At 42.0% G+C, this 20,137-nt stretch carries 15 protein-coding genes; all 15 read left to right on the forward strand.

Annotated elements, in window-relative coordinates:
* The first annotated feature begins 1 nt into the window (after window position 1).
* Window positions 2-337, forward strand: a complete 336-nt coding sequence (gene fdx / locus M1F03_RS07480; protein WP_154625158.1) for an ISC system 2Fe-2S type ferredoxin — start codon at window positions 2-4, stop codon at window positions 335-337.
* 33 nt (window positions 338-370) lie between these two features.
* Window positions 371-571, forward strand: a complete 201-nt coding sequence (gene iscX, locus M1F03_RS07485; RefSeq protein ID WP_154625157.1) for a Fe-S cluster assembly protein IscX — start codon at window positions 371-373, stop codon at window positions 569-571.
* Window positions 572-728: 157 nt separating this feature from the next.
* Window positions 729-2,024 (forward strand): aminopeptidase PepB, encoded by a 1,296-nt coding sequence (gene pepB / locus M1F03_RS07490; RefSeq protein ID WP_251463924.1) that lies wholly within the window; start codon window positions 729-731, stop codon window positions 2,022-2,024.
* A gap of 94 nt (window positions 2,025-2,118) precedes the next feature.
* Window positions 2,119-2,574, forward strand: coding sequence for an enhanced serine sensitivity protein SseB C-terminal domain-containing protein (locus M1F03_RS07495; RefSeq protein WP_154625155.1), 456 nt, complete (start codon window positions 2,119-2,121; stop codon window positions 2,572-2,574).
* Between the two features lie 480 nt (window positions 2,575-3,054).
* Window positions 3,055-4,065 (forward strand): Rpn family recombination-promoting nuclease/putative transposase, encoded by a 1,011-nt coding sequence (locus M1F03_RS07500; RefSeq protein WP_318840113.1) that lies wholly within the window; start codon window positions 3,055-3,057, stop codon window positions 4,063-4,065.
* A gap of 121 nt (window positions 4,066-4,186) precedes the next feature.
* The gene (locus M1F03_RS07505) at window positions 4,187-4,417 is read left to right on the forward strand and encodes a hypothetical protein (RefSeq protein ID WP_251463927.1); all 231 of its coding nucleotides are present in this window, start codon (window positions 4,187-4,189) and stop codon (window positions 4,415-4,417) included.
* 341 nt (window positions 4,418-4,758) lie between these two features.
* A complete protein-coding gene (locus M1F03_RS07510; RefSeq protein ID WP_154625153.1) occupies window positions 4,759-9,807 on the forward strand; it encodes an alpha-2-macroglobulin family protein in 5,049 nt (1,682 codons plus the stop codon).
* Between the two features lie 69 nt (window positions 9,808-9,876).
* Window positions 9,877-12,198 (forward strand): peptidoglycan glycosyltransferase PbpC, encoded by a 2,322-nt coding sequence (gene pbpC, locus M1F03_RS07515; protein WP_318840114.1) that lies wholly within the window; start codon window positions 9,877-9,879, stop codon window positions 12,196-12,198.
* Between the two features lie 244 nt (window positions 12,199-12,442).
* Window positions 12,443-12,868, forward strand: a complete 426-nt coding sequence (gene ndk, locus M1F03_RS07520; protein WP_154625151.1) for a nucleoside-diphosphate kinase — start codon at window positions 12,443-12,445, stop codon at window positions 12,866-12,868.
* A 149-nt stretch (window positions 12,869-13,017) separates the two neighbouring features.
* Window positions 13,018-14,199, forward strand: coding sequence for a bifunctional tRNA (adenosine(37)-C2)-methyltransferase TrmG/ribosomal RNA large subunit methyltransferase RlmN (locus M1F03_RS07525; protein ID WP_154625150.1), 1,182 nt, complete (start codon window positions 13,018-13,020; stop codon window positions 14,197-14,199).
* A 191-nt stretch (window positions 14,200-14,390) separates the two neighbouring features.
* Complete coding sequence (gene rodZ / locus M1F03_RS07530; RefSeq protein WP_154625149.1) at window positions 14,391-15,332, forward strand: cytoskeleton protein RodZ; 942 nt, start codon at window positions 14,391-14,393, stop codon at window positions 15,330-15,332.
* A gap of 153 nt (window positions 15,333-15,485) precedes the next feature.
* Entirely contained in the window at window positions 15,486-16,607 is a 1,122-nt protein-coding gene (gene ispG / locus M1F03_RS07535; protein WP_154625148.1) for a flavodoxin-dependent (E)-4-hydroxy-3-methylbut-2-enyl-diphosphate synthase, read from the forward strand.
* Between the two features lie 214 nt (window positions 16,608-16,821).
* Window positions 16,822-18,114 (forward strand): histidine--tRNA ligase, encoded by a 1,293-nt coding sequence (hisS, locus tag M1F03_RS07540; protein ID WP_163861027.1) that lies wholly within the window; start codon window positions 16,822-16,824, stop codon window positions 18,112-18,114.
* Between the two features lie 10 nt (window positions 18,115-18,124).
* Window positions 18,125-18,748, forward strand: a complete 624-nt coding sequence (locus M1F03_RS07545; RefSeq protein ID WP_154625147.1) for a YfgM family protein — start codon at window positions 18,125-18,127, stop codon at window positions 18,746-18,748.
* A 132-nt stretch (window positions 18,749-18,880) separates the two neighbouring features.
* Window positions 18,881-20,053 carry an outer membrane protein assembly factor BamB gene (gene bamB, locus M1F03_RS07550; protein ID WP_154625146.1) on the forward strand — a complete coding sequence of 391 codons (1,173 nt, stop codon included), beginning with the start codon at window positions 18,881-18,883 and terminating at the stop codon, window positions 20,051-20,053.
* Window positions 20,054-20,137: the final 84 nt, after the last annotated feature.

Here is a 20,137-nt window from a genome sequence, read left to right on the forward strand (position 1 = left end):
TATGCCTAAAATAGTTTTTTTACCTCATACAGAGTTATGTCCGGAAGGTGCGGTTGTTGATGCACAACAGGGCGAGTCGATTTTAAATGTTGCATTGCGTTCAGGTATTGAACTTGAGCATGCATGCGAGAAATCATGTGCTTGTACTACATGTCATTGTATTGTTCGTGAAGGATTTGATTCCCTAGAAGAAAGCAGTGAATTAGAAGATGACATGCTTGACAAAGCGTGGGGATTAGAGCCAGAAAGTCGCTTAAGCTGTCAAGCGCTCGTTGCTGACGAAGATTTGGTTGTTGAGATCCCAAAATATACAATTAATCACGCTCGTGAACATTGATACTGATACAATCAACTGTGTGGGGAAACGAAGATGAGCCTTAAATGGTCTAATAGCCGAGAAATCGGCGAAGCATTGTATGATGCGTATCCGGATTTGGATCCAAAAACAGTACGTTTCACAGATATGCACCAATGGATTTGTGAATTAGAAGATTTTGATGATGACCCACAAAAATCTAATGAAAAAATATTAGAAGCCATTTTGTTAGTTTGGCTAGATGAGTTTGAATAATGGCCAAATTGAATCGATGAACCGGGCGAACAGTCCGGTTTTTATTTATGAGCACTATCTTGATACCTATTTAGCCTCTAATAAGTTAAGTTACTTTTATCAGCTATAGAAATAGATAAAAGCTGCCTGTAAAAAAACAGATAAAGTGGGAGAAACAATGACAAAACAGATTATGCCAGTAATGATTTCATTTGAAGCCGCAGCTCCTTGTTGGGGTGAAGGTGCACTGATCAGTTCTGGTGATAAAGGAATCACTATTCATTTAAAACATCCAGGCAAGCTTTGTGCAGTACAAAGCGCAGGACGTAAATTGGATAGCCAAGGTATTCGTAATGTTTCTTTGACAGGTGAAGGTTGGGATCTGGAAAAAAGTTGGGCATTTTGGCAAGGTTTCCGTGCACCAAAAGGGGCGAGAACAATTGAATGGCCAATTTTGCCAGAAGCTGAACGCCAAGAGTTAGAAAGTCGTATCCGTACGATTGATTGGGTGCGTGATGTGATTAACGCGCCGGCTGAAGAGCTAGGTCCTGAGCAATTAGCGCAACGTGCTATTGATTTACTATGCCATATCGGAGCTGAAGAAATCAGCTATCGCATTATTAAAGGCGAAGACCTACTTGAGCAAGGTTATGCAGGTATCCATACTGTCGGTCGTGGCTCAAACCGCTCTCCGGCCTTATTAGCACTGGATTACAACCCAACTGGTAATGCGAATGCACCTGTTTTTGCTTGTCTTGTTGGTAAAGGCATTACCTTTGATTCAGGTGGTTACAGTATTAAACCTTCTGCATCAATGAATTCAATGAAGGCAGATATGGGCGGTGCTGCAACATTGGTTGGTTCATTGGCACTGGCGATTAATCGTGGTTTGAAAAAACGCGTCAAGTTATTCCTCTGTTTGGCGGATAACATGGTCAGTAGTAACGCGTTTAAATTAGGTGATATCATTCGTTACCGTAATAGTAAGTCAGTGGAAGTGATGAATACAGATGCCGAAGGCCGTCTGGTTTTAGCTGATGGTTTGATTGATGCATGTAAAGAAAAACCCTCTTTAATTATTGATGCCGCCACGTTAACCGGCGCAGCAAAAACAGCGGTGGGTAACGACTATCATTCCGTACTCAGCTTTGACGATAAATTAGTGGCTGACTTAATGGATTCTTCCGATGCAGAACATGAGTTGTTCTGGCGTCTGCCATTAGCCGAATTCCACCGTCAGCAGCTGCCATCAAGCTTTGCTGATTTGAATAATATCGCAGCACCATCTAATACAGCGGGGGCGAGTACCGCAGCGGCATTTTTATCTCATTTTGTTGAAAACTACCGCCAAAATTGGCTACATATCGATTGTTCAGCCACTTATCGCAAATCTCCGGTTAGTCTGTGGGCTGAAGGTGCCACGGGAATTGGAGTGAGAACAATTGCGAACTTGCTGATGAAAAAAGCAGGCTAAAAGGTTATTCGTTTTCTTAACAGGCACGAAAGGGGCGACTTTTCGTGCCTGTTTTTTTATTATAGTTACAATTATTTTTACATAGGGCATGAGCATGTCGCAGCAATATGAATCGAATAAACCTTTAAGCGCCGATAATGATATTGAATTTACTGAGTTAATTATCCCTGAAGGGGCCTCATTAAAACTCAGTGTGCTTGAAACAGAACCAGAAGCATTGACGGAAGCTTTAATCGAATGCTTTAAGCAACACAAAGTAGTCCGTCGTGCCTTTTTAGTTTCTGCCCAAGCTGATGATGATACTGACGAAGCCATACTTATGGTGGCATTGGAGTTTGTACCCGGAACTGAAAATATCGATGAGATTATTCATCAAGCGGGGACTTTAGCTTGTGAGTATTTAAATGATAATGAGTCTATTGATTTTTGTTTAGTTAACGAAGCTGAAAAAGGGATTAGCCATTTTATCACTGAACATGTTCAACCTTTCTACCAGCGTAAGTTAGGTAGTTGGCTACGCGATACTATCCCGATTAAAAATACCAAGTAAGTTTCCGCAGTGGGCTAGATAATGGCTCACTGTGCTTTTGGCCCGCCGTTGTTCTTTCTTATCTAATCACTATTTCCTCTAGCCCAAATAGCAGGGCGATATTTTGAGCACATGTTCGAATTCTTCTGTTTTTCAGAGTAACTTTCACGGCGAAGTAGCTGAGTCGCTAATGACCCTTTCAGCGCTTAAGTGATACGGTTATCGTGCAATGACAAGCAGTAGGGGCACACTGTTTCTGCTTAATTAGAAATAGTTAAATGACATCAATATGGCTAGATCACGGGATGATACTTTGAGCTATGCTAACGGTGTAAATACTTTATGATGAGTTTGTTTGTGGTGAGTCACGTTATCGCTTGAAATAGGACGAGTGTAGCAGTCATTTCAAATGTGATGCCCTTTCTAAGGCAATAATCCATTGCACCTAAAAATAAATATCTACGATGATTTTTATAGGTTTATTTTAGATAAGGCTCAATAATGAAAAAAGTACAACGACACTCAGCTCATGATGCGGCATTTAAAGGTTTTATGGCGCAAATAGAGAATGCTAAAGATTTTTTCCATTTTCATTTACCTGCTCACATCCATGCGCTCTGTGATTTTGAAACACTCGCGTTAACCAATTCTTCTTTCATCGATAAACAGCTGCGTTCACGGTTATCTGACGTATTATATTCGGTCCAAACCGCAGAGGGTGATGGGTATATTTATTTACTTGTTGAGCATCAATCGTCACCTGATAAATTGATGGCTTGGCGGTTAATGCATTATGCATTTTTAGCCATGAATCAACATTTACAACAAGGTCATAAACACTTACCGCTCGTGGTGCCTGTTTTATTCTACCACGGAGATTGCTCGCCTTATCCATATTCACAACGATGGACAGATTGTTTTCCATTAGCGGATGTGGCGAAGGATTTATATACCCGCTCTTTTCCCTTGGTTGATGTCACAGTCATTGATGATAATGAACTTGTTAATTACCGTAAGGTTGCCATCATGGAATTAGCCATGAAACATAAACATTTACGAGATGAAAGTGAACACGTGATCTCCTTATTGGCTCAGGCGCTCAATAATCACTATAATACTGATAGCGATGTTATTACTATTCTCAATTATTTATTTTTTACGATGGATGCAGCAAATGTTGAGAAAATAGTCCAACAATTGAGTGAAAAAACTGAAAAGCATCAAGAGGTTATTATGAGTATCGCACAACGTTTGCAAGAGAAAGGTGCCAAAGTGGGCTGGGCAAAAGGGCACCAGAAAGGATTGGAAGAGGGCCTTGAAAAAGGTATTGAAAAAGGCATTGAAAAAGGCATTGAAAAAGGCATTAAAAAAGGCATTGAAAAAGGCATTAAAAAAGGAATGCATGAGGCAAACCTAGCGACAGCAAGAACGCTTTTAAAAAACGGTATTAGTCTTGAGTTAATTATGGAAAGTACTGGGCTAAGCCGAGAAGAACTTATTTCTCTTCAATAATATGATAAGTTCCCCGTTTTGTTGATGCGTAAGGCGCTCTTTTCTTGAATTATTGCTCTTAAACGTTGAGAAAATAGTCCAACAATTGAGTGAAAAAACTGAAAAGCATCAAGAGGTTATTATGAGTATCGCACAACGTTTGCAAGAGAAAGGTGCCAAAGTGGGCTGGGCAAAAGGGCACCAGAAAGGATTGGAAGAGGGCCTTGAAAAAGGCATTGAAAAAGGCATTAAAAAAGGAAAGCATGAGGCAAACCTAGCGACAGCAAGAACGCTTTTAAAAAACGGTATTAGTCTTGAGTTAATTATGGAAAGCACCGGACTAAGCCGAGAAGAACTTATTTCTCTTCAATAATATGATAAGTTCCCCGTTTTGTTGATGCAAAGGGCGCTCTTTTCTTGAATTATTGTCTTCGCATATTATAAGTCGTCGCAATATTTTCTATTGATATATTTACTCATTATTTTTATACCCGCTATTGCCTATTTCACCCTCCGTATTGCCCCAAATAGTAAGATTTTTTTCCGTTTTGTCTTATAGGTGCTCACCGCACAATCTGTTAAATTATATAATTGATTGATACAAACTATTTTAGTTTTCGCCTATTTTATCATCAGGTCAAAATTTTTATTGCTCTCATTGAGTTAGATGAGAGTGAAAGCTCAATATATTAACTATTAAAGGAAGAATCGGTCATGAATCAACATTTTAGTTGGGCTTCATTGGCGGGTCTAAAGACAAAAAAACGTTATATTGCAGCGGCATTAGCTTCTGTCATTGCACTAACGGGTTGTGATAACACAGACGACACAAGCAAAAAAGATACAAATATTGCAGCAGAAAACAAATCAACGGTAGAAAATCCAACGAAGACTGCACCACTTGCAACGGAAAATAAATCTGCAACGAAATTATCTAAAGAAGAGATGATCAAGCGTTATGCAGGTAAAGAGTTAACGATTCTTGATGCCTCTGAGTTACAGCTAGATGGCGCGAGTGCAATTGTCGTTACTTTCTCTGTTCCCCTAGAGCAAAACCAAGATTTTAGCCAATTTTTAAATTTAGTTGATGTTAAATCAGGTAAGTTAGATGGCGCTTGGGAGCTATCTGATAATCAAATGGAGTTGCGCTTTCGCCATATACCGCCATCAAGAGAGCTAAATCTTACGGTCAATACGGGGATCAAAGCGGTCAATGAACGGACAATAACTCAACCATTTGAGAAAAAATTACAAACGGCACAAATTATCCCGACAGTTGGGTTTGCAAGTAAAGGCTCCTTATTACCTAGCAAAGTTGCACAAGGCTTGCCAGTTATCGCATTGAATGTCGATAAAGTGGATGTGAACTTTTTCCGCATTGATGAAAAACAATTGCCACAATTTTTGGCAATGTGGCAATACCGTAGTAATTATGAATATTGGTATTCAGAAGAGTTCCTCAATAAAACCGAACTTGCCTACACAGGGCGTTTTGACCTAAATCCAACCAAAAATACTCGTGAAACGGTTTTATTGCCGCTGAAAGAGATTAAAGAACTCCAGCAAGATGGTGTTTATTTAGCAATTATGCAAAAAGCAGGTAGCTATAGTTATCAATTCCCTGCAACTGTATTTACGCTCAGTGATATTGGCGTGTCATTGCATAGCTATCAAGATCAGGTTGATGTATTTACACAATCACTGGCAAAAGGTTCTGCACTAAAAGGCGTGGAATTACGTATTCTTGATGAAAAAGGGCAATTAGTTAATAAAGCCACTACTGATGGTGATGGGCATGCCAAATTAGATAAATTAGCGGGTGGAAAACTATTGTTAGCGACCCTTGATGGTCAAACAAGTATGATTGACCTGACACAGCCAGCACTAGATTTATCCGAGTTTGATATTTCAGGTCCAGTTGGTTATGCAAAACAGTTCTTTGTGTTTGGCCCTAGAGATTTGTATCGCCCAGGTGAATTGTTATTGGTGAATGGTTTATTACGTGATGGTGATGGTCAGCCAATTAAGGCTCAGCCAGTTAAAGTCGATGTTTTAAAAACCGATGGGCAAGTCGTTAGAAGTTTTGTGTGGCAGCCTGAACAAGATCACAATGGGTTATACCAGTATCAATACGAAATTCCAAAATCCGCTGAAACAGGCGGCTGGTCTTTGCGCTTTGATTTAGGTGATGGTTCACCGTTGCGTTACTATAAATTCAACGTTGAAGATTTCATGCCTGAGCGCATGGCATTGGAGATGAGTGCTCAAGAAAAACCTATTCTGAATAATGAGCCTGTTGAGTTTGATATTCAGGGGCGTTATTTATATGGCGCACCAGCCGCAGGTAATGAACTTCAAGGACAAATTTTTATTCGACCTGACCGTGAAGCGGTAGCAAAACTACCCGGTTTTGAATTTGGTTTTGAAAATGAAGAAGGGCTACAACGTAAGCTGGATGAGTTTGATTTAACATTAAATGATAGTGGTGAAACCGTTATCGCTGTACCCCAGAGTAATTGGGAATCTTTGCGTTCACCAATTAAAGTTATTGCACAAGCGAGTTTATTGGAAGCGGGGGGGCGCCCTGTGACTCGCCGAGCAGAACAGGCGGTATGGCCGGCGAAAGCAATGGTTGGTATTCGTCCATTATTTAATAAAAAAGAAATTTATGATTATCGGACTGACCGTTACACACAGCGCTATAACGTCGATGAAAACTCTCTTGCTGAATTTGAACTGGTATTTGCTGACGCGGCAGGTAATAAGCTTGCGGCCGAAAATTTAACCGCTCGTTTAGTCTATGAACGCCGTGATTATTTCTGGAGCTGGTCAGAAAGTGGTGGCTGGACATCAAATTATGATCAAAAAGATTTGATGATGGCGAATGAAAACATCAAGATTGAAAAAGATGGTACTGCGAAAGTGTCTTTCCCAGTTGATTGGGGTTCTTTCCGTCTTGAAGTGATTAATGAAGATAATAAATTAGTTAGCAGCCTACAATTTTGGGCGGGTTATTCATGGCAAGATAATGCGGGTGGTAATGGGGCTATACGCCCTGATCAAGTAAAACTAAGCTTAAATAAACCTGCATATTTACCTGGAGAAAAAGCAAAAGTTCGAGTGGAATCTCCTAAAGCGGGCAAAGGCTATATTTTGCTTGAATCCAGTAGTGGTCCGCTATGGTGGCAAGAGATTGACGTCCCTGAAAAAGGGATGGAAATTGAAGTGCCTGTTAATAAAGAATGGGCACGCCATGATCTTTATATCACTGCGGTAGTTGTACGCCCAGGGGATGATTCGAAAGAGGCGACAGTAAAACGCGCTATCGGTGTACTCCATCTACCATTGGCGGATGAGAATCGTAAAATTGGCTTATCACTGACCGCACCCACAAAGATGCGACCTAATCAAGATCTTACCGTTAAAGTGAAAGCAACCGCGCAAGATGGTAAACCATTACCTGAAAAAGTGAATGTGTTGTTGTCCGCGGTAGATACGGGTGTCTTGAACATTACTGATTTTAAAACCCCTAATCCGTATGAAGCCTTCTTTGGGCGCAAACGTTATGGCGTAGACCAATACGATGTATATGGTCACTTGATTGAGGGGCAGGGCAAACTTGCTAATCTGCGCTTTGGTGGTGATAGTGAAGAAGCCGCGTTAGAGCGCGGAGGAATGAAGCCGCTAACAGAAGTGCAAATCATTGCGGAACAAGCTCAACCTGTGACACTGGATAAAAATGGTGAAGGTGAAATCACATTACCAATCCCTGATTTTAATGGGGAATTACGCGTGATGGCACAAGCTTGGAATGACAAAGATTTTGGTCATGCCGACAGTAAAGTTGTGGTTGCCGCACCATTGATTACACAAATGTCGATGCCACGTTTTATGGCTGGTGGTGATAAATCTTACTTTGCACTGGATCTGACTAACACAACCGATAATACACAAAATGTCACGGTGACCTTTAAAGCCTCGGGTATGGTGAAATTAGATGGGGCGACCTCGAAAGAACTCTCTTTAGTGAAAGGCAAGCGAACAACAGTTACCTTACCTGTTCGTGCTGATTACGGTTATGGGGAAGGTCAAGTGTCGATGACAATCAATGGTATTAACATCCCCGGCGAGTCATTGAAAGAATACAGTAATAGTTGGAAAGTCGGAGTACGTCCTGCTCAACCAGCAGAAACTCTTTCTTATGCGATTGCGATTGAGCCAGGTGAACAATGGACATTACCAACGGAAGAGTTGCGCGGTTTATCACCGGATACGCTTGAAGGGCAGGTACTGTTGACGAGTCGTCCTCCACTGCAAATCGCACGTTATATACGTGAGTTATTTGCATATCCATATGGCTGTCTTGAGCAGACGATCAGCGGACTATATCCTTCACTGTACTCCTCGCAAGCGGAATTAACGAAGCTGGGTGTGAAATCACAAACGGATGATGATCGTCGGAAAGCCATTGAAATCGGTATTCCGCACTTATTAAGCATGCAGCGTCCTGATGGAAGTTTCTCGTTGTGGGATCGGAATGGCCGCGAAGAGTATTGGCTGACGGCTTACGCAACAGATTTTTTAAATAGAGCTCATCAACGAGGCTATTCAGTACCTCAAGATGCGTTAGTGAATGCAAATAGCCGTTTGTTAAGCTACTTACAAGATGGTAATCAAATCAATTATCCATATACCAATAATCCGGATGCATCGCGCTTTGCTGCTCAAGCTTATGCAGGCTTGGTATTGGCCACACAGCAGAAAGCTCCTTTAGGAGCCTTGCGCCAATTGTACTCTAGGGCCAATGAATCCAATAGTGGGTTACCGCTAGTGCAGTTAGGGATCGCATTGAATCTCATGGGAGATAAGGCACGTGGTGACAGCGCCATTATCGATGGATTGAAAAAACAGCGTAGTCGTTACAGTTATGATGGTGACTATGGTTCAACGATCCGTGACGATGCAATGATAGTGGCTTTATTAAATGAACATCAATTAATGCCGAAATCGCGTGATCAAAAACTACAGATATTGTCCAATAACCTAGTTTCACAACAGTACTTCTCAACTCAAGAGAGTAATGCGTTGTATCTAGCGGGTCGTTATTATGTGAATGATTCCGAAACGCCATGGAAAGCGGTTATCAATGGTCAAGAGCCACCAATGACATCGGACAAACCGGTCAATGAGTTCTTGAGCAAACAACAGCTACAAACAGGCTACAGCATTGAAAATGCGGGTACCAATACATTGTATAGCCGTTTGAATGTGGTGGGATACCCGATGTATACACCAACGCCGAGTTCCAATGTATTAAGTGTGAAACGTACCTATTTAGATTTACAAGGCCAACCAATTACACTTGACCGTTTAAGATCGGGCGAAATGGTAGTTGTGAAGTTGGAAGTGAACGCTTCACAGATGGTTCCTGATGCATTAGTCGTTGATTTATTGCCGGCAGGTTTAGAGCTAGAAAACCAAAATTTGGCAAACAGCAGTGCAAATCTCAGCGAAACAGCGCCAAACTTACAAGAAGTGATCGATGATATGCAGCAAGCACAAATCAGTCATATGGAATATCGTGACGACCGTTTTGTCGCTGCCGTTGAGGTACAGCAGTATAAACCAACCACTTTAGTGTATTTAGCTAGAGCGGTGACGCCGGGTGTATACAACATTCCTGTTCCACAGGTGGAATCCATGTATGTGCCTGAATGGCGAGCTGTCGGTAATGCTAGTGGTCAATTAGAAATCGTTCGTTAATCTTTGCTAAGCCCTTATACTGTGTAGTGCTAGTCGTATAAGGGCTATTTCTTTGCGGTAGATCCATTTATGAAAAAAGGGTTACGACGCACTGGGATGACATTGATCGTCTTGGTGATTTTTTTGCCTCTGCTATTTTTATTGCTTGATAGGTTATGGCCATTACCCATCAAGCAAATTGAAATGGCACGTACCGTAGTGGCCGAAGATGGCACACCACTTTGGCGTTTTGCTGACAGAGAAGGCATTTGGCGCTATCCCGTAAAATTAGATGAAGTATCACCTGAATTTATTGAAGCACTCCTCACCTATGAAGATCGCCATTTTTATCAACATCCGGGCGTTAACCCTTTTTCGTTGCTGAGGGCATTATGGCAGGATGTGAGTTCAGGGCGTATCGTATCAGGGGGAAGTACGATTTCTATGCAGGTTGCTCGGTTAATTGACCCTCATGACCGAACAATAACAGGTAAACTCAAACAACTCTGGCGTACCGCACAGCTTGAATACCATTATTCAAAAGATGAAATCTTGGAAATGTACCTGAATCGAGCCCCTTACGGGGGAACTATTGAAGGAATTGGTGCTGCAAGTTGGGTGTATTTAAATAAATCGCCAGATAAACTGACGTCAGGTGAGGCGGCGCTCTTTGCGGTATTGCCACAAGCGCCAAGCAGACTGAGACCTGACCGTTATCCCCAAAGAGCGCAAGCTGCACGCGATAAAGTCCTTGATAGGCTCGCTGAATATCAGGTTTGGTCGGCAGATAAAGTTGCTGATATTAAACAGGAACAAATCTGGTTAGCTCCGCGTAAAAATCCTCATTTAGCGCCTTTATTAGCGCGTCGCGTCGTCAAAGATGTTCAAGATTCAATTATTGAAACCACAATTGATGCAGGGTTACAGCGTCAGTTAGAGGATATGGCGATTAATTGGAAAAACCAGCTGCCTAAGCAAACTTCATTAGGATTATTGGTTGTTGATCATACTGATATGAGTGTGAAAGCTTATCTTGGGTCAATTGATTTTACAGATAATAGCCGTTTTGGTCATGTTGATATGATCACGGCTTGGCGTTCGCCGGGGTCGAAACTTAAACCCTTTTTATATGCACTCGCGATGGATGATGGATTGATCCATGCCGAATCACTGTTACAAGATGTACCACGTCGTTTTGATGATTATCGACCAGGTAATTTTGATAGTGGTTTTAATGGTCCTGTGAGCGTCAGTGATGCATTAGTGCGTTCACTGAATTTGCCAGTAGTGCAAGTACTTGATGCTTATGGGAGTAAACGTTTTACGGCCAAGTTACGTAATGTTGGGACAGAATTACGTTTTCCTTTAGCAAGTGAACCCAATTTATCACTCATTTTAGGTGGAACGGCTGCACGTATGGATGAGCTAGTAGCAGCTTACAGCGCTTTTGCTCGCCAAGGAAAAGTTTCACCACTGCGCTATCGACCCAGTGAAGTGATACGCGATCGCCAGCTTATCTCACCGGGAGCTGCGTGGATTGTGCGACGTATTATGGGGGGAGAGGCGCGCCCTGTGCCAGACAGTAGTTTAAGCGCACAAGTGAATTTAGCATGGAAAACCGGCACCAGTTATGGCTATCGTGATGCATGGGCGATAGGGGTCAATCCGCGTTATACCATTGGTGTATGGGTTGGGCGGCCAGATGGTACACCTGTTGCAGGGCAATTTGGCTACGCAACGGCTATTCCGATAATGAATCAGGTGAATAATTTATTGTTAGCTCGTTTATATCAATCAACCCAATCGATACCGAAAGATACTAAGCCCGCAAGCGTTAGCCAAGCGGTGATTTGTTGGCCGAGTGGCACCGCGTTGCCAAAAGAGGATAGCAATTGCCGGCAACGTCGCTTAAGTTGGATTTTGGACAAGACGATCCCACCAACACTCATTGCGAAAGGACAGGAGTCATTATTAGGGCTACGCCAGAAAATATGGGTCAATATTCAAGGTTTACAGGTTGCGCCAGATTGCCCTAACGCAATAGAAAAAGAGATCTATTTGTGGCCGATTACATTAGAGTCATGGCTACCGTCGGGTGAGAAACGTGCTAACCGGTTACCTCGTATTGATCCCCACTGTCCACCAATGAGGAGTGAAATGCCGCCACTGTTGATTTCGGGCGTGCGTGAAGGTGAAATTCTACAGCGGTTACCAGGTAAAAGTAGTTTAGATGTACGCTTAGTGACGCAAGGTGGGCAAGGACAACAATGGTGGTTTTTAAATGGCGAGCAAATAAAAGAAACAGGACACAATGGCAGCGTTTTACTGACTTTTGATAAATCAGGAAACTACCAAATTTCTGTTTTAGACATGGGTGGACAAGTGACCTCAGTCAGTTTTAAAGTGAAGTAACGAATAAAAAGTGTGACTTAGTCAAAAAAATAGTCTTTTTTGCTATAAAAAGTTTAACAAAATGTTGATGTAACTGTAGGAAATTGTAATCGTAGCCCCTATAATCAACGCCTTGTTTCTGTTACTGGGTAGCAGAAGATTAACACTATAAAAAACAACAACTGACACATACTTTTCGTTTTTGAATTACTTGAAAAAGTTAAGAACGCTGGGTAAAAGTCACGATATCGCTAAGAGGTTATTTATGACGGTTCAACGTACATTTTCTATTATTAAACCAAACGCAGTAAAGAAAAATGCTATTGGTGCAATCTATCATCGTTTTGAAAGCGCTGGTTTTTCAATCGTTGCCGCCAAAATGCTGCATTTGACTCGTGAGCAAGCTGAAGGTTTCTACGCAGAGCACAAAGGTCGTCCTTTCTTTGAAGGTCTGGTTGAATTCATGACTTCAGGTCCAATTATGCTGCAAGTTCTGGAAGGTGAAAATGCGGTTCAGCGTCACCGTGACCTGATGGGTGCAACTAACCCAGATAACGCATTAGCAGGAACGTTACGTGCTGACTATGCGGATAGCTTCACTGAAAACGCAGTTCATGGTTCTGACTCTGTTGAGTCGGCAAATCGTGAAATCGCGTATTTCTTTACTGAAGATGAAATCTGCCCTCGCTAATTAACAAACTAATGCATTAGCATTATTCTAATAAAGTTTGTACAATGCGACGCCCTGTTAATATAATTGTTAACAGGGCTTATTTTATTATGAACGTTGTGCTATTCACATAGCACTCGCCGAAAGTGTAACAACGAGGCAACTTAAACATGTCCGATATGACAACAAGTGCACAATGTGCAACTTCCTCCGCTATTTCTGTCACACCAGAAAAAAATACACAAAAAATTAATCTCCTCGATTTGAATCGTAAACAAATGCGTGATTTTTTTGCGCAAATGGGTGAAAAACCATTCCGTGCCGATCAAGTCATGAAATGGATATATCACTACTGTTATGACGATTTCGATCAAATGACAGATATAAACAAAGCATTGAGAGCGAAACTCAAGGAAGTCGCTGAAATTCGTGCTCCTGAAGTCGCTGAAGAACAGCGTTCAGCTGATGGTACGATAAAATGGGCGATAACAGTAGGTGACCAGCAAGTTGAAACGGTTTATATTCCAGAAGATGACCGCGCAACATTATGTGTCTCTTCACAAGTGGGTTGTGCGTTAGAATGTAAATTCTGTTCTACAGCACAGCAAGGATTTAACCGTAACTTACGTGTTTCTGAAATTATCGGGCAAGTTTGGCGTGCGGCAAAAATAATCGGTTCATTAAAATCCAGCGGACGCCGTCCTATTACTAACGTCGTCATGATGGGAATGGGGGAACCGTTATTAAATCTGAATAACGTCGTCCCAGCGATGGAAATCATGATGGATGATTTCGGCTTTGGTTTATCGAAGCGGCGTGTCACCTTATCGACTTCTGGGGTTGTACCAGCACTCGATAAGTTAGGTGATATGATTGATGTGGCGTTAGCGATTTCATTACATGCTCCGACGGATGATATCCGTGATGACATTGTACCGATTAATAAAAAGTACAATATTGAAACCTTCCTTAGCAGCGTAAGACGTTATTTGTCTAAATCAAATGCGAATGGTGGTCGTGTCACGGTGGAATATGTGATGCTGGATCATGTCAATGACAGTATTGAACAAGCGCATCAATTAGCGGAATGTTTAAAAGATACGCCAAGTAAAATTAACTTGATCCCTTGGAATCCGTTCCCAGGCGCACCTTATGGTCGTAGTTCGAACAGCCGTATCGATCGTTTTTCAAAAGTGTTGATGGAATATGGCTTTACGACGATAGTGCGTAAAACTCGTGGTGACGATATTGATGCCGCTTGTGGTCAGCTGGCGGGAGAGGTCATTGACCGTACTAAACGGACATTGAAAAAGCGCATGGCTGGGGAACCTATCAAGGTGAAAGCAGTCTGAGTTATAGATAATATCTAAATATTTGGTCTAATTATCATTTAGGTCATTTATGGATAGGCAAAATGACCCTCATCACCTACAATGATTTGTAGGTGATGATATTAATAAAATTGTCACGTTAGGATTATTACGAGTAAAGCTAAGGAAAATAGCTTTATATTTCATTCACTCGAACACAGTGTTGCTAGCAAATGACTATCGATAACAATACCGAACAAACTCCAATTACAGTAGGAAAACTACTCTCTCAAGCGCGTGAGCGAATGGGATTAACGCAAGAATCGGTCGCGGAGCGTCTGTGTCTTAAAGTTAGTACGGTAAGAGAAATCGATGAAGATGTAAAACCTGCTGGTGTCGAACCCACCTTTTTACGTGGTTATATGCGTTTATACGCACGTATGGTGAATGTGCCAGAAAGTGAATTAAATGCGCTACTTAGAAATGATGAGCCGATTGCAACATCAACGGTTTCATCTATGCAAAGTTACTCATTAGGTAAAAAACGTAAGAAGCGTGAAGGTTGGTTGATGAAGCTAACTTGGTTAATTGTCATTGTATTAATTGCAATGGTCGGTGTTTGGTGGTGGCAAGATCACCAAAAACAACAAAGTGAATTTGTCACAATGGCTAATCAAAATGATTTGCTATTATCCCAACAAAATAGCAGTGAAAATCAAGTGGAAGTGACGAGTAACGCCACGGAAACGCCTCCTGCAACAGAGACGCCAACGAATTCTGCGGTCGATCTCACCTCAATTCAGCCAAACGATAATCAAACAACCGAATCACAACCGGTTAAAACTGTGCCACTGCCAAATTCACCAAGCGCAACAGTGAACATTGATCGTACCCAATCAATTGAAGAACCTGCAACGGCACCTGTCGTTCAAGATGCACTCGCGATGAGTTTTAAAGGCTCATGTTGGTTGGAGGTTCGCGATGCGAATAATAAAGTCTTGTATAGTGGTATCAAGAACAATGGTGATACCTTGGATTTACAAGGCAAATTGCCTTACCGCTTAAATATTGGTGCTCCCGCAAACGTTGATATCAAATTCAATGGCAATGCGGTTGACTTAAGCCGTTTTATTAAAGCGAATCGTTCTGCTAAGTTAAAAATACCAGAAGCATAAAGTCACAAATTAAGAAGACGCAAACTGTATCCTAAAACTAGAATTGTGATAGTTTGCAGTTTGCGTTTTTGTGTATAGTAGTCATCGCAGCAATGATTATCCACTACACAACAGTGTTTAAGAGCACATGGATGTCCAGAGAGTAAAATTAAAATGCATAATGAATCACCGATAAAAAGACGTAAATCCACCCGAATTTATGTAGGTAATGTGCCTATTGGCGATGGGGCACCTATCGCTGTCCAATCTATGACCAATACGCGCACGACGGATGTTGAAGCAACAGTGCGGCAAATCCAATCATTAGAGCGTGTAGGCGTGGATATCGTACGGGTATCTGTACCTACGATGGATGCAGCAGAAGCCTTTAAACTCATTAAGCAGCGTGTGAATGTGCCATTGGTTGCTGATATTCACTTTGACTATCGTATCGCGATGAAAGTCGCGGAATATGGTGTTGACTGCCTACGAATTAACCCAGGTAATATCGGTAGTGAAGAGCGTATTCGCCAAGTTGTGGATAGCGCTCGCTATCACAACATTCCTATCCGTATTGGGGTCAATGGCGGGTCACTGGAAAAAGATATTCAAGAAAAATACGGTGAGCCAACACCTGAAGCGCTAGTTGAATCAGCGATGCGACATGTCGATATCTTGGATAGATTGAATTTCGATCAGTTCAAGGTCAGTGTTAAAGCATCGGATGTTTTTCTTGCCGTTGGCTCTTACCGTTTATTAGCACAAAAAATTGACCAACCACTGCACTTAGGTATTACCGAAGCTGGTGGAGCACGCTCTGGTTCTGTTAAATCAGCAATTGGCCTTGGCATGTTGTTGGCTGAAGGTATTGGCGATACATTGCGTATTTCGTTAGCGGCGGATCCAATTGAAGAAGTTAAAGTCGGTTTCGATATTCTAAAATCATTACGGATTCGTTCTCGTGGCATCAACTTTATTGCTTGTCCAACGTGTTCTCGTCAAGAATTTGATGTGATTGGCACAGTCAATGCCCTAGAGCAACGTCTTGAAGATATCATCACCCCAATGGATGTATCCATTATTGGTTGTGTCGTCAATGGTCCCGGTGAAGCTGAGGTTTCCACCTTAGGGGTGGCTGGTGCGAAAACCAAAAGTGGCTTCTATGAAGATGGTGTTCGTCAAAAAGAGCGTTTTGATAATGACAATATTATTGATCAGCTAGAGGCGAAAATTCGAGCAAAAGCAGCCATGCTTGATGAAAATAACCGCATACAGATAAACCAAATAGAAAAATGATTGTCAAATAACTGGCTCTAATGGGCCAGTTTTTGTTTTTATGGTATTTTGGCGAGCACTCAACGGCACTATTTTGAGTGAAAAGGACAGGGGCAACCCTAAAAAGAGCAGAATATTCCCGATTGAAGAGGAATATTATGGTTTGTTGATTGAACCTAATGACATTTCGCTTTTATAATCGAGGCTATTCGATTCCGAAAAATAGAGACATAACGTGGCAAAAAATATCCAGGCCGTTCGTGGCATGAATGACTACCTGCCGGCAGACACTCGAGTCTGGCAGAAAATTGAAGCAGTTCTCAAAAATATTTTACAGGGTTATAGTTTTAGTGAAATTCGTACCCCGATTGTAGAGCACACCCCGCTATTTAGTAGAGCGATTGGTGAAGTGACGGATGTGGTTGAAAAAGAGATGTACACCTTTATCGACCGTCATGACACAGACAAAACTGAGGTTAGCCTCACTTTACGCCCTGAAAATACTGCTGGCTGCGTCCGTGCAGGTATTGAGCATGGTTTGCTGTACAATCAGGAACAGCGCTTATGGTATCTAGGGCCAATGTTTCGTCATGAACGTCCGCAAAAAGGTCGTTATCGCCAATTTCACCAACTGGGTGCCGAAGTGTTTGGTCTTGCGGGGCCAGATATTGATGCTGAGCTGATCATGATGACAGCACGCTGGTGGCGTGCATTAGGTATCAGTGAATATGTGACGTTAGAGTTAAACTCAATCGGTTCTTTAGAAGCTCGTGCAAATTATCGTGAAGCATTAGTGGCTTTCCTTGAGCAGCATAAAGAAAAGCTCGATGAAGATTGTCAACGCCGTATGTACACCAATCCATTGCGCGTACTTGACTCAAAAAATCAAGAAGTACAGGCATTATTAAATGATGCACCTGAGCTGTTTGATTATTTAGATGATGAATCTCGTGAGCACTTTGATGGCCTGTGCAAATTGTTAGATGCGGCTGGTATTCAATACCGAGTGAATCAACGTTTAGTGCGTGGTCTGGATTACTATAACCGTACTGTGTTTGAATGGGTGACAACCGCTCTTGGCTCACAAGGTACGGTGTGTGCAGGTGGCCGCTATGATGGCCTAGTTGGTCAACTCGGTGGTAAGCCAACACCAGCAGTTGGTTTTGCGATGGGCATGGAGCGTATGGTGCTCTTGGTTAAAGATTTGAACCCTAACTTCACTGCTGATGATTCTGTCACTGACGTGTATTTAGCTTCATTTGGCGATAATAGCCAACAAGCAGCATTGTTATTAGCTGAACAAGTACGTGATGCGTTGCCAAACATACGTGTGATGACCAATCACGGTGGCGGCAACTTTAAGAAACAATTAGCACGTGCAGATAAGCAAGGTGCAAGAATTGCGCTGATTTTAGGTGAAGATGAAATTGCTAATCAGCAAGTTAGTGTGAAACACTTACTGACTGGTGAGCAAGAAACCGTATCGCAGCAACAATTAGCACAGCGTTTAGCTGAACTGTTAGGTTAAGGAGAAACTAATGGAAGTCTACACAACTGAAAACGAACAAGTTGATGCTATCAAACGCTTTTTTGCTAATAATGGCGTGGCGTTAATCATTGGACTTGTTGTCGGTATTGGGGCTGTTCTAGGATGGAATTATTGGCAGTCTCACAAGAGCAATGTGTTACAAGAAAGCGCTCAAAAATTTGAAAATGTCAGTACACAACTGCATTCAGGTTCAGCTCAAGGTATTGAAGCTGCACAAAAATTCGCTGCTGAAACAAATGATGTATACAGTGCGATGATTGGGTTAGAACTTGCTCAAGTTGCTGTTGATAAAGGTGATTTAGCGTTAGCAGAAAAATCATTATCAGATGCTTTAACCAAAGCAAAAACCGATGATATGCTGGACCTCATCAACTTTCGTTTAGCGCGAGTACAGCTAGCACAAGGTAAAGCTGATGCCGCGATAGCGTCAGTGGGTAATATTAAAGCTAAATCATGGCAAGCAGCAGCACAAGATATTCGTGGAGACGCTTTACTCCATAAGGGCGACAATGCAGGCGCAAAAGCTGCATATACTCAAGGGCTGGAAAGTGATGGCTCACAAGCAATTAGAAGCCTTCTTACCCTTAAACTGAACAACGTATCTGTACTCTAAGTAATTTGCGTCGCATCTAGGCAACAAGTGCAAGCATCCGAGCAAGAAATTTGTTCGGATGACTGAATGCCGATAATGATGTGACTTGGAATATGGTGAGTATAATTTATAAGAAGAAAGGAAACGATTATTATGCAGTTGCGGAAAACACTTTTGATTGGCCTAGTCGCTTCAGCTTTACTTGCAGGTTGTTCCAGCGAAACTGATTCTATCGTTATGGCGCCACTTCCTCAGGTTGAAAACCAATTTACACCTTCGATAGTTTGGGATAAATCAGTCGGAAATGGTGTTGAACAGTTTTATTCTGATCTGTCACCTGTTTGGGATGGCAGTGCAATTTATGCCGCTGATCGCAAAGGGCTAGTTAAGGCGTTTGAGCTTGATAGCGGTAAAGAAATCTGGTCAGTCGACCTTTCTAAGCGTACAGGTTTTCTTTCTGCTAACTTATCCGCACTGTTATCGGGTGGGTTAACGGTTTCTGGTGACCATATTTATATTGGAACCGAGCGTGGAACCGTCATCGCATTAAATAAAGAAGATGGTTCAGTCGTTTGGGATGTGGAAGTTGCGGGGGAAGCGCTTTCTCGTCCAGTCGCAAGTAATGGCCTCGTCATGGTTCATACTAGTAACGGTATGCTCCAAGCACTTGATGAAAATAATGGTGAAATCAAGTGGACAGTGAATATGGATACACCATCCTTGTCACTAAGAGGGGAATCAGCTCCGAGCGTCGCTTACGGTGCGGCCATTGTGGGTGGGGATAATGGCCGTGTTAGTGCGGTATTATTGTCTCAAGGCCAACTCATTTGGCAGCAACGTATTTCCCAGGTGACAAGTTCAACAGAGATTGGGCGTTTAGACGATGTGGATATGACGCCAATTATTGATGATGGTACTATTTATGCGATTGCGTATAACGGTACATTAGCAGCACTTGATATGCGTTCTGGGCAAATAAAATGGAAACGCGATTTAGGCTCCGTCAATAACATGGTCTTATCTGGTGAGAATTTATACCTTGTCGATCAAAATGACCGTGTATTATCAGTACGTAAGAGTGATGGTGTGACCTTATGGACCCAAGAGGGTTTGCTTAATCGTGGCTTAAGTGCCCCAGAAATGTACAATGGGTATATTGTTGTGGGTGATAAAGAAGGTTACTTGCATTGGTTAGATATGAGCACTGGCGGTTTTGTGGCGCAAAATAAAATCAATAGCTCAGGTATTCATAGTCGCCCAGTTGTTGCTGGTGATAAGCTCATGGTTCAGGCAAGAAACGGGACAGTTTATCTGTTAACGCGTTAATTTTCTGACAAGCAGCAAATTTCTCGATAAAATCAACAGCTCCTAATATTGGGAGCTGTTTCGTTTTTTGTTTTCTAGGTCAGT

It is taken from the genome of Providencia sp. PROV080 (assembly GCF_033688105.1).
GTDB classification, from domain to species: Bacteria; Pseudomonadota; Gammaproteobacteria; order Enterobacterales; family Enterobacteriaceae; genus Providencia; species Providencia zhejiangensis.

What these genes read in the sequence shown, in the direction of transcription:
- M1F03_RS07525 (WP_154625150.1), top strand. Translation starts at nt 13,018, where the DNA reads ATGTCCGATATGACAACAAGTGCACAATGTGCAACTTCCTCCGCTATT.
- M1F03_RS07505 (WP_251463927.1), top strand. Translation starts at nt 4,187, where the DNA reads ATGAGTATCGCACAACGTTTGCAAGAGAAAGGTGCCAAAGTGGGCTGG.
- M1F03_RS07495 (WP_154625155.1), top strand. Translation starts at nt 2,119, where the DNA reads ATGTCGCAGCAATATGAATCGAATAAACCTTTAAGCGCCGATAATGAT.
- bamB (WP_154625146.1), top strand. Translation starts at nt 18,881, where the DNA reads ATGCAGTTGCGGAAAACACTTTTGATTGGCCTAGTCGCTTCAGCTTTA.
- M1F03_RS07500 (WP_318840113.1), top strand. Translation starts at nt 3,055, where the DNA reads ATGAAAAAAGTACAACGACACTCAGCTCATGATGCGGCATTTAAAGGT.
- pbpC (WP_318840114.1), top strand. Translation starts at nt 9,877, where the DNA reads ATGAAAAAAGGGTTACGACGCACTGGGATGACATTGATCGTCTTGGTG.
- ndk (WP_154625151.1), top strand. Translation starts at nt 12,443, where the DNA reads ATGACGGTTCAACGTACATTTTCTATTATTAAACCAAACGCAGTAAAG.
- M1F03_RS07510 (WP_154625153.1), top strand. Translation starts at nt 4,759, where the DNA reads ATGAATCAACATTTTAGTTGGGCTTCATTGGCGGGTCTAAAGACAAAA.
- pepB (WP_251463924.1), top strand. Translation starts at nt 729, where the DNA reads ATGACAAAACAGATTATGCCAGTAATGATTTCATTTGAAGCCGCAGCT.
- rodZ (WP_154625149.1), top strand. Translation starts at nt 14,391, where the DNA reads ATGACTATCGATAACAATACCGAACAAACTCCAATTACAGTAGGAAAA.
- ispG (WP_154625148.1), top strand. Translation starts at nt 15,486, where the DNA reads ATGCATAATGAATCACCGATAAAAAGACGTAAATCCACCCGAATTTAT.
- M1F03_RS07545 (WP_154625147.1), top strand. Translation starts at nt 18,125, where the DNA reads ATGGAAGTCTACACAACTGAAAACGAACAAGTTGATGCTATCAAACGC.
- iscX (WP_154625157.1), top strand. Translation starts at nt 371, where the DNA reads ATGAGCCTTAAATGGTCTAATAGCCGAGAAATCGGCGAAGCATTGTAT.
- fdx (WP_154625158.1), top strand. Translation starts at nt 2, where the DNA reads ATGCCTAAAATAGTTTTTTTACCTCATACAGAGTTATGTCCGGAAGGT.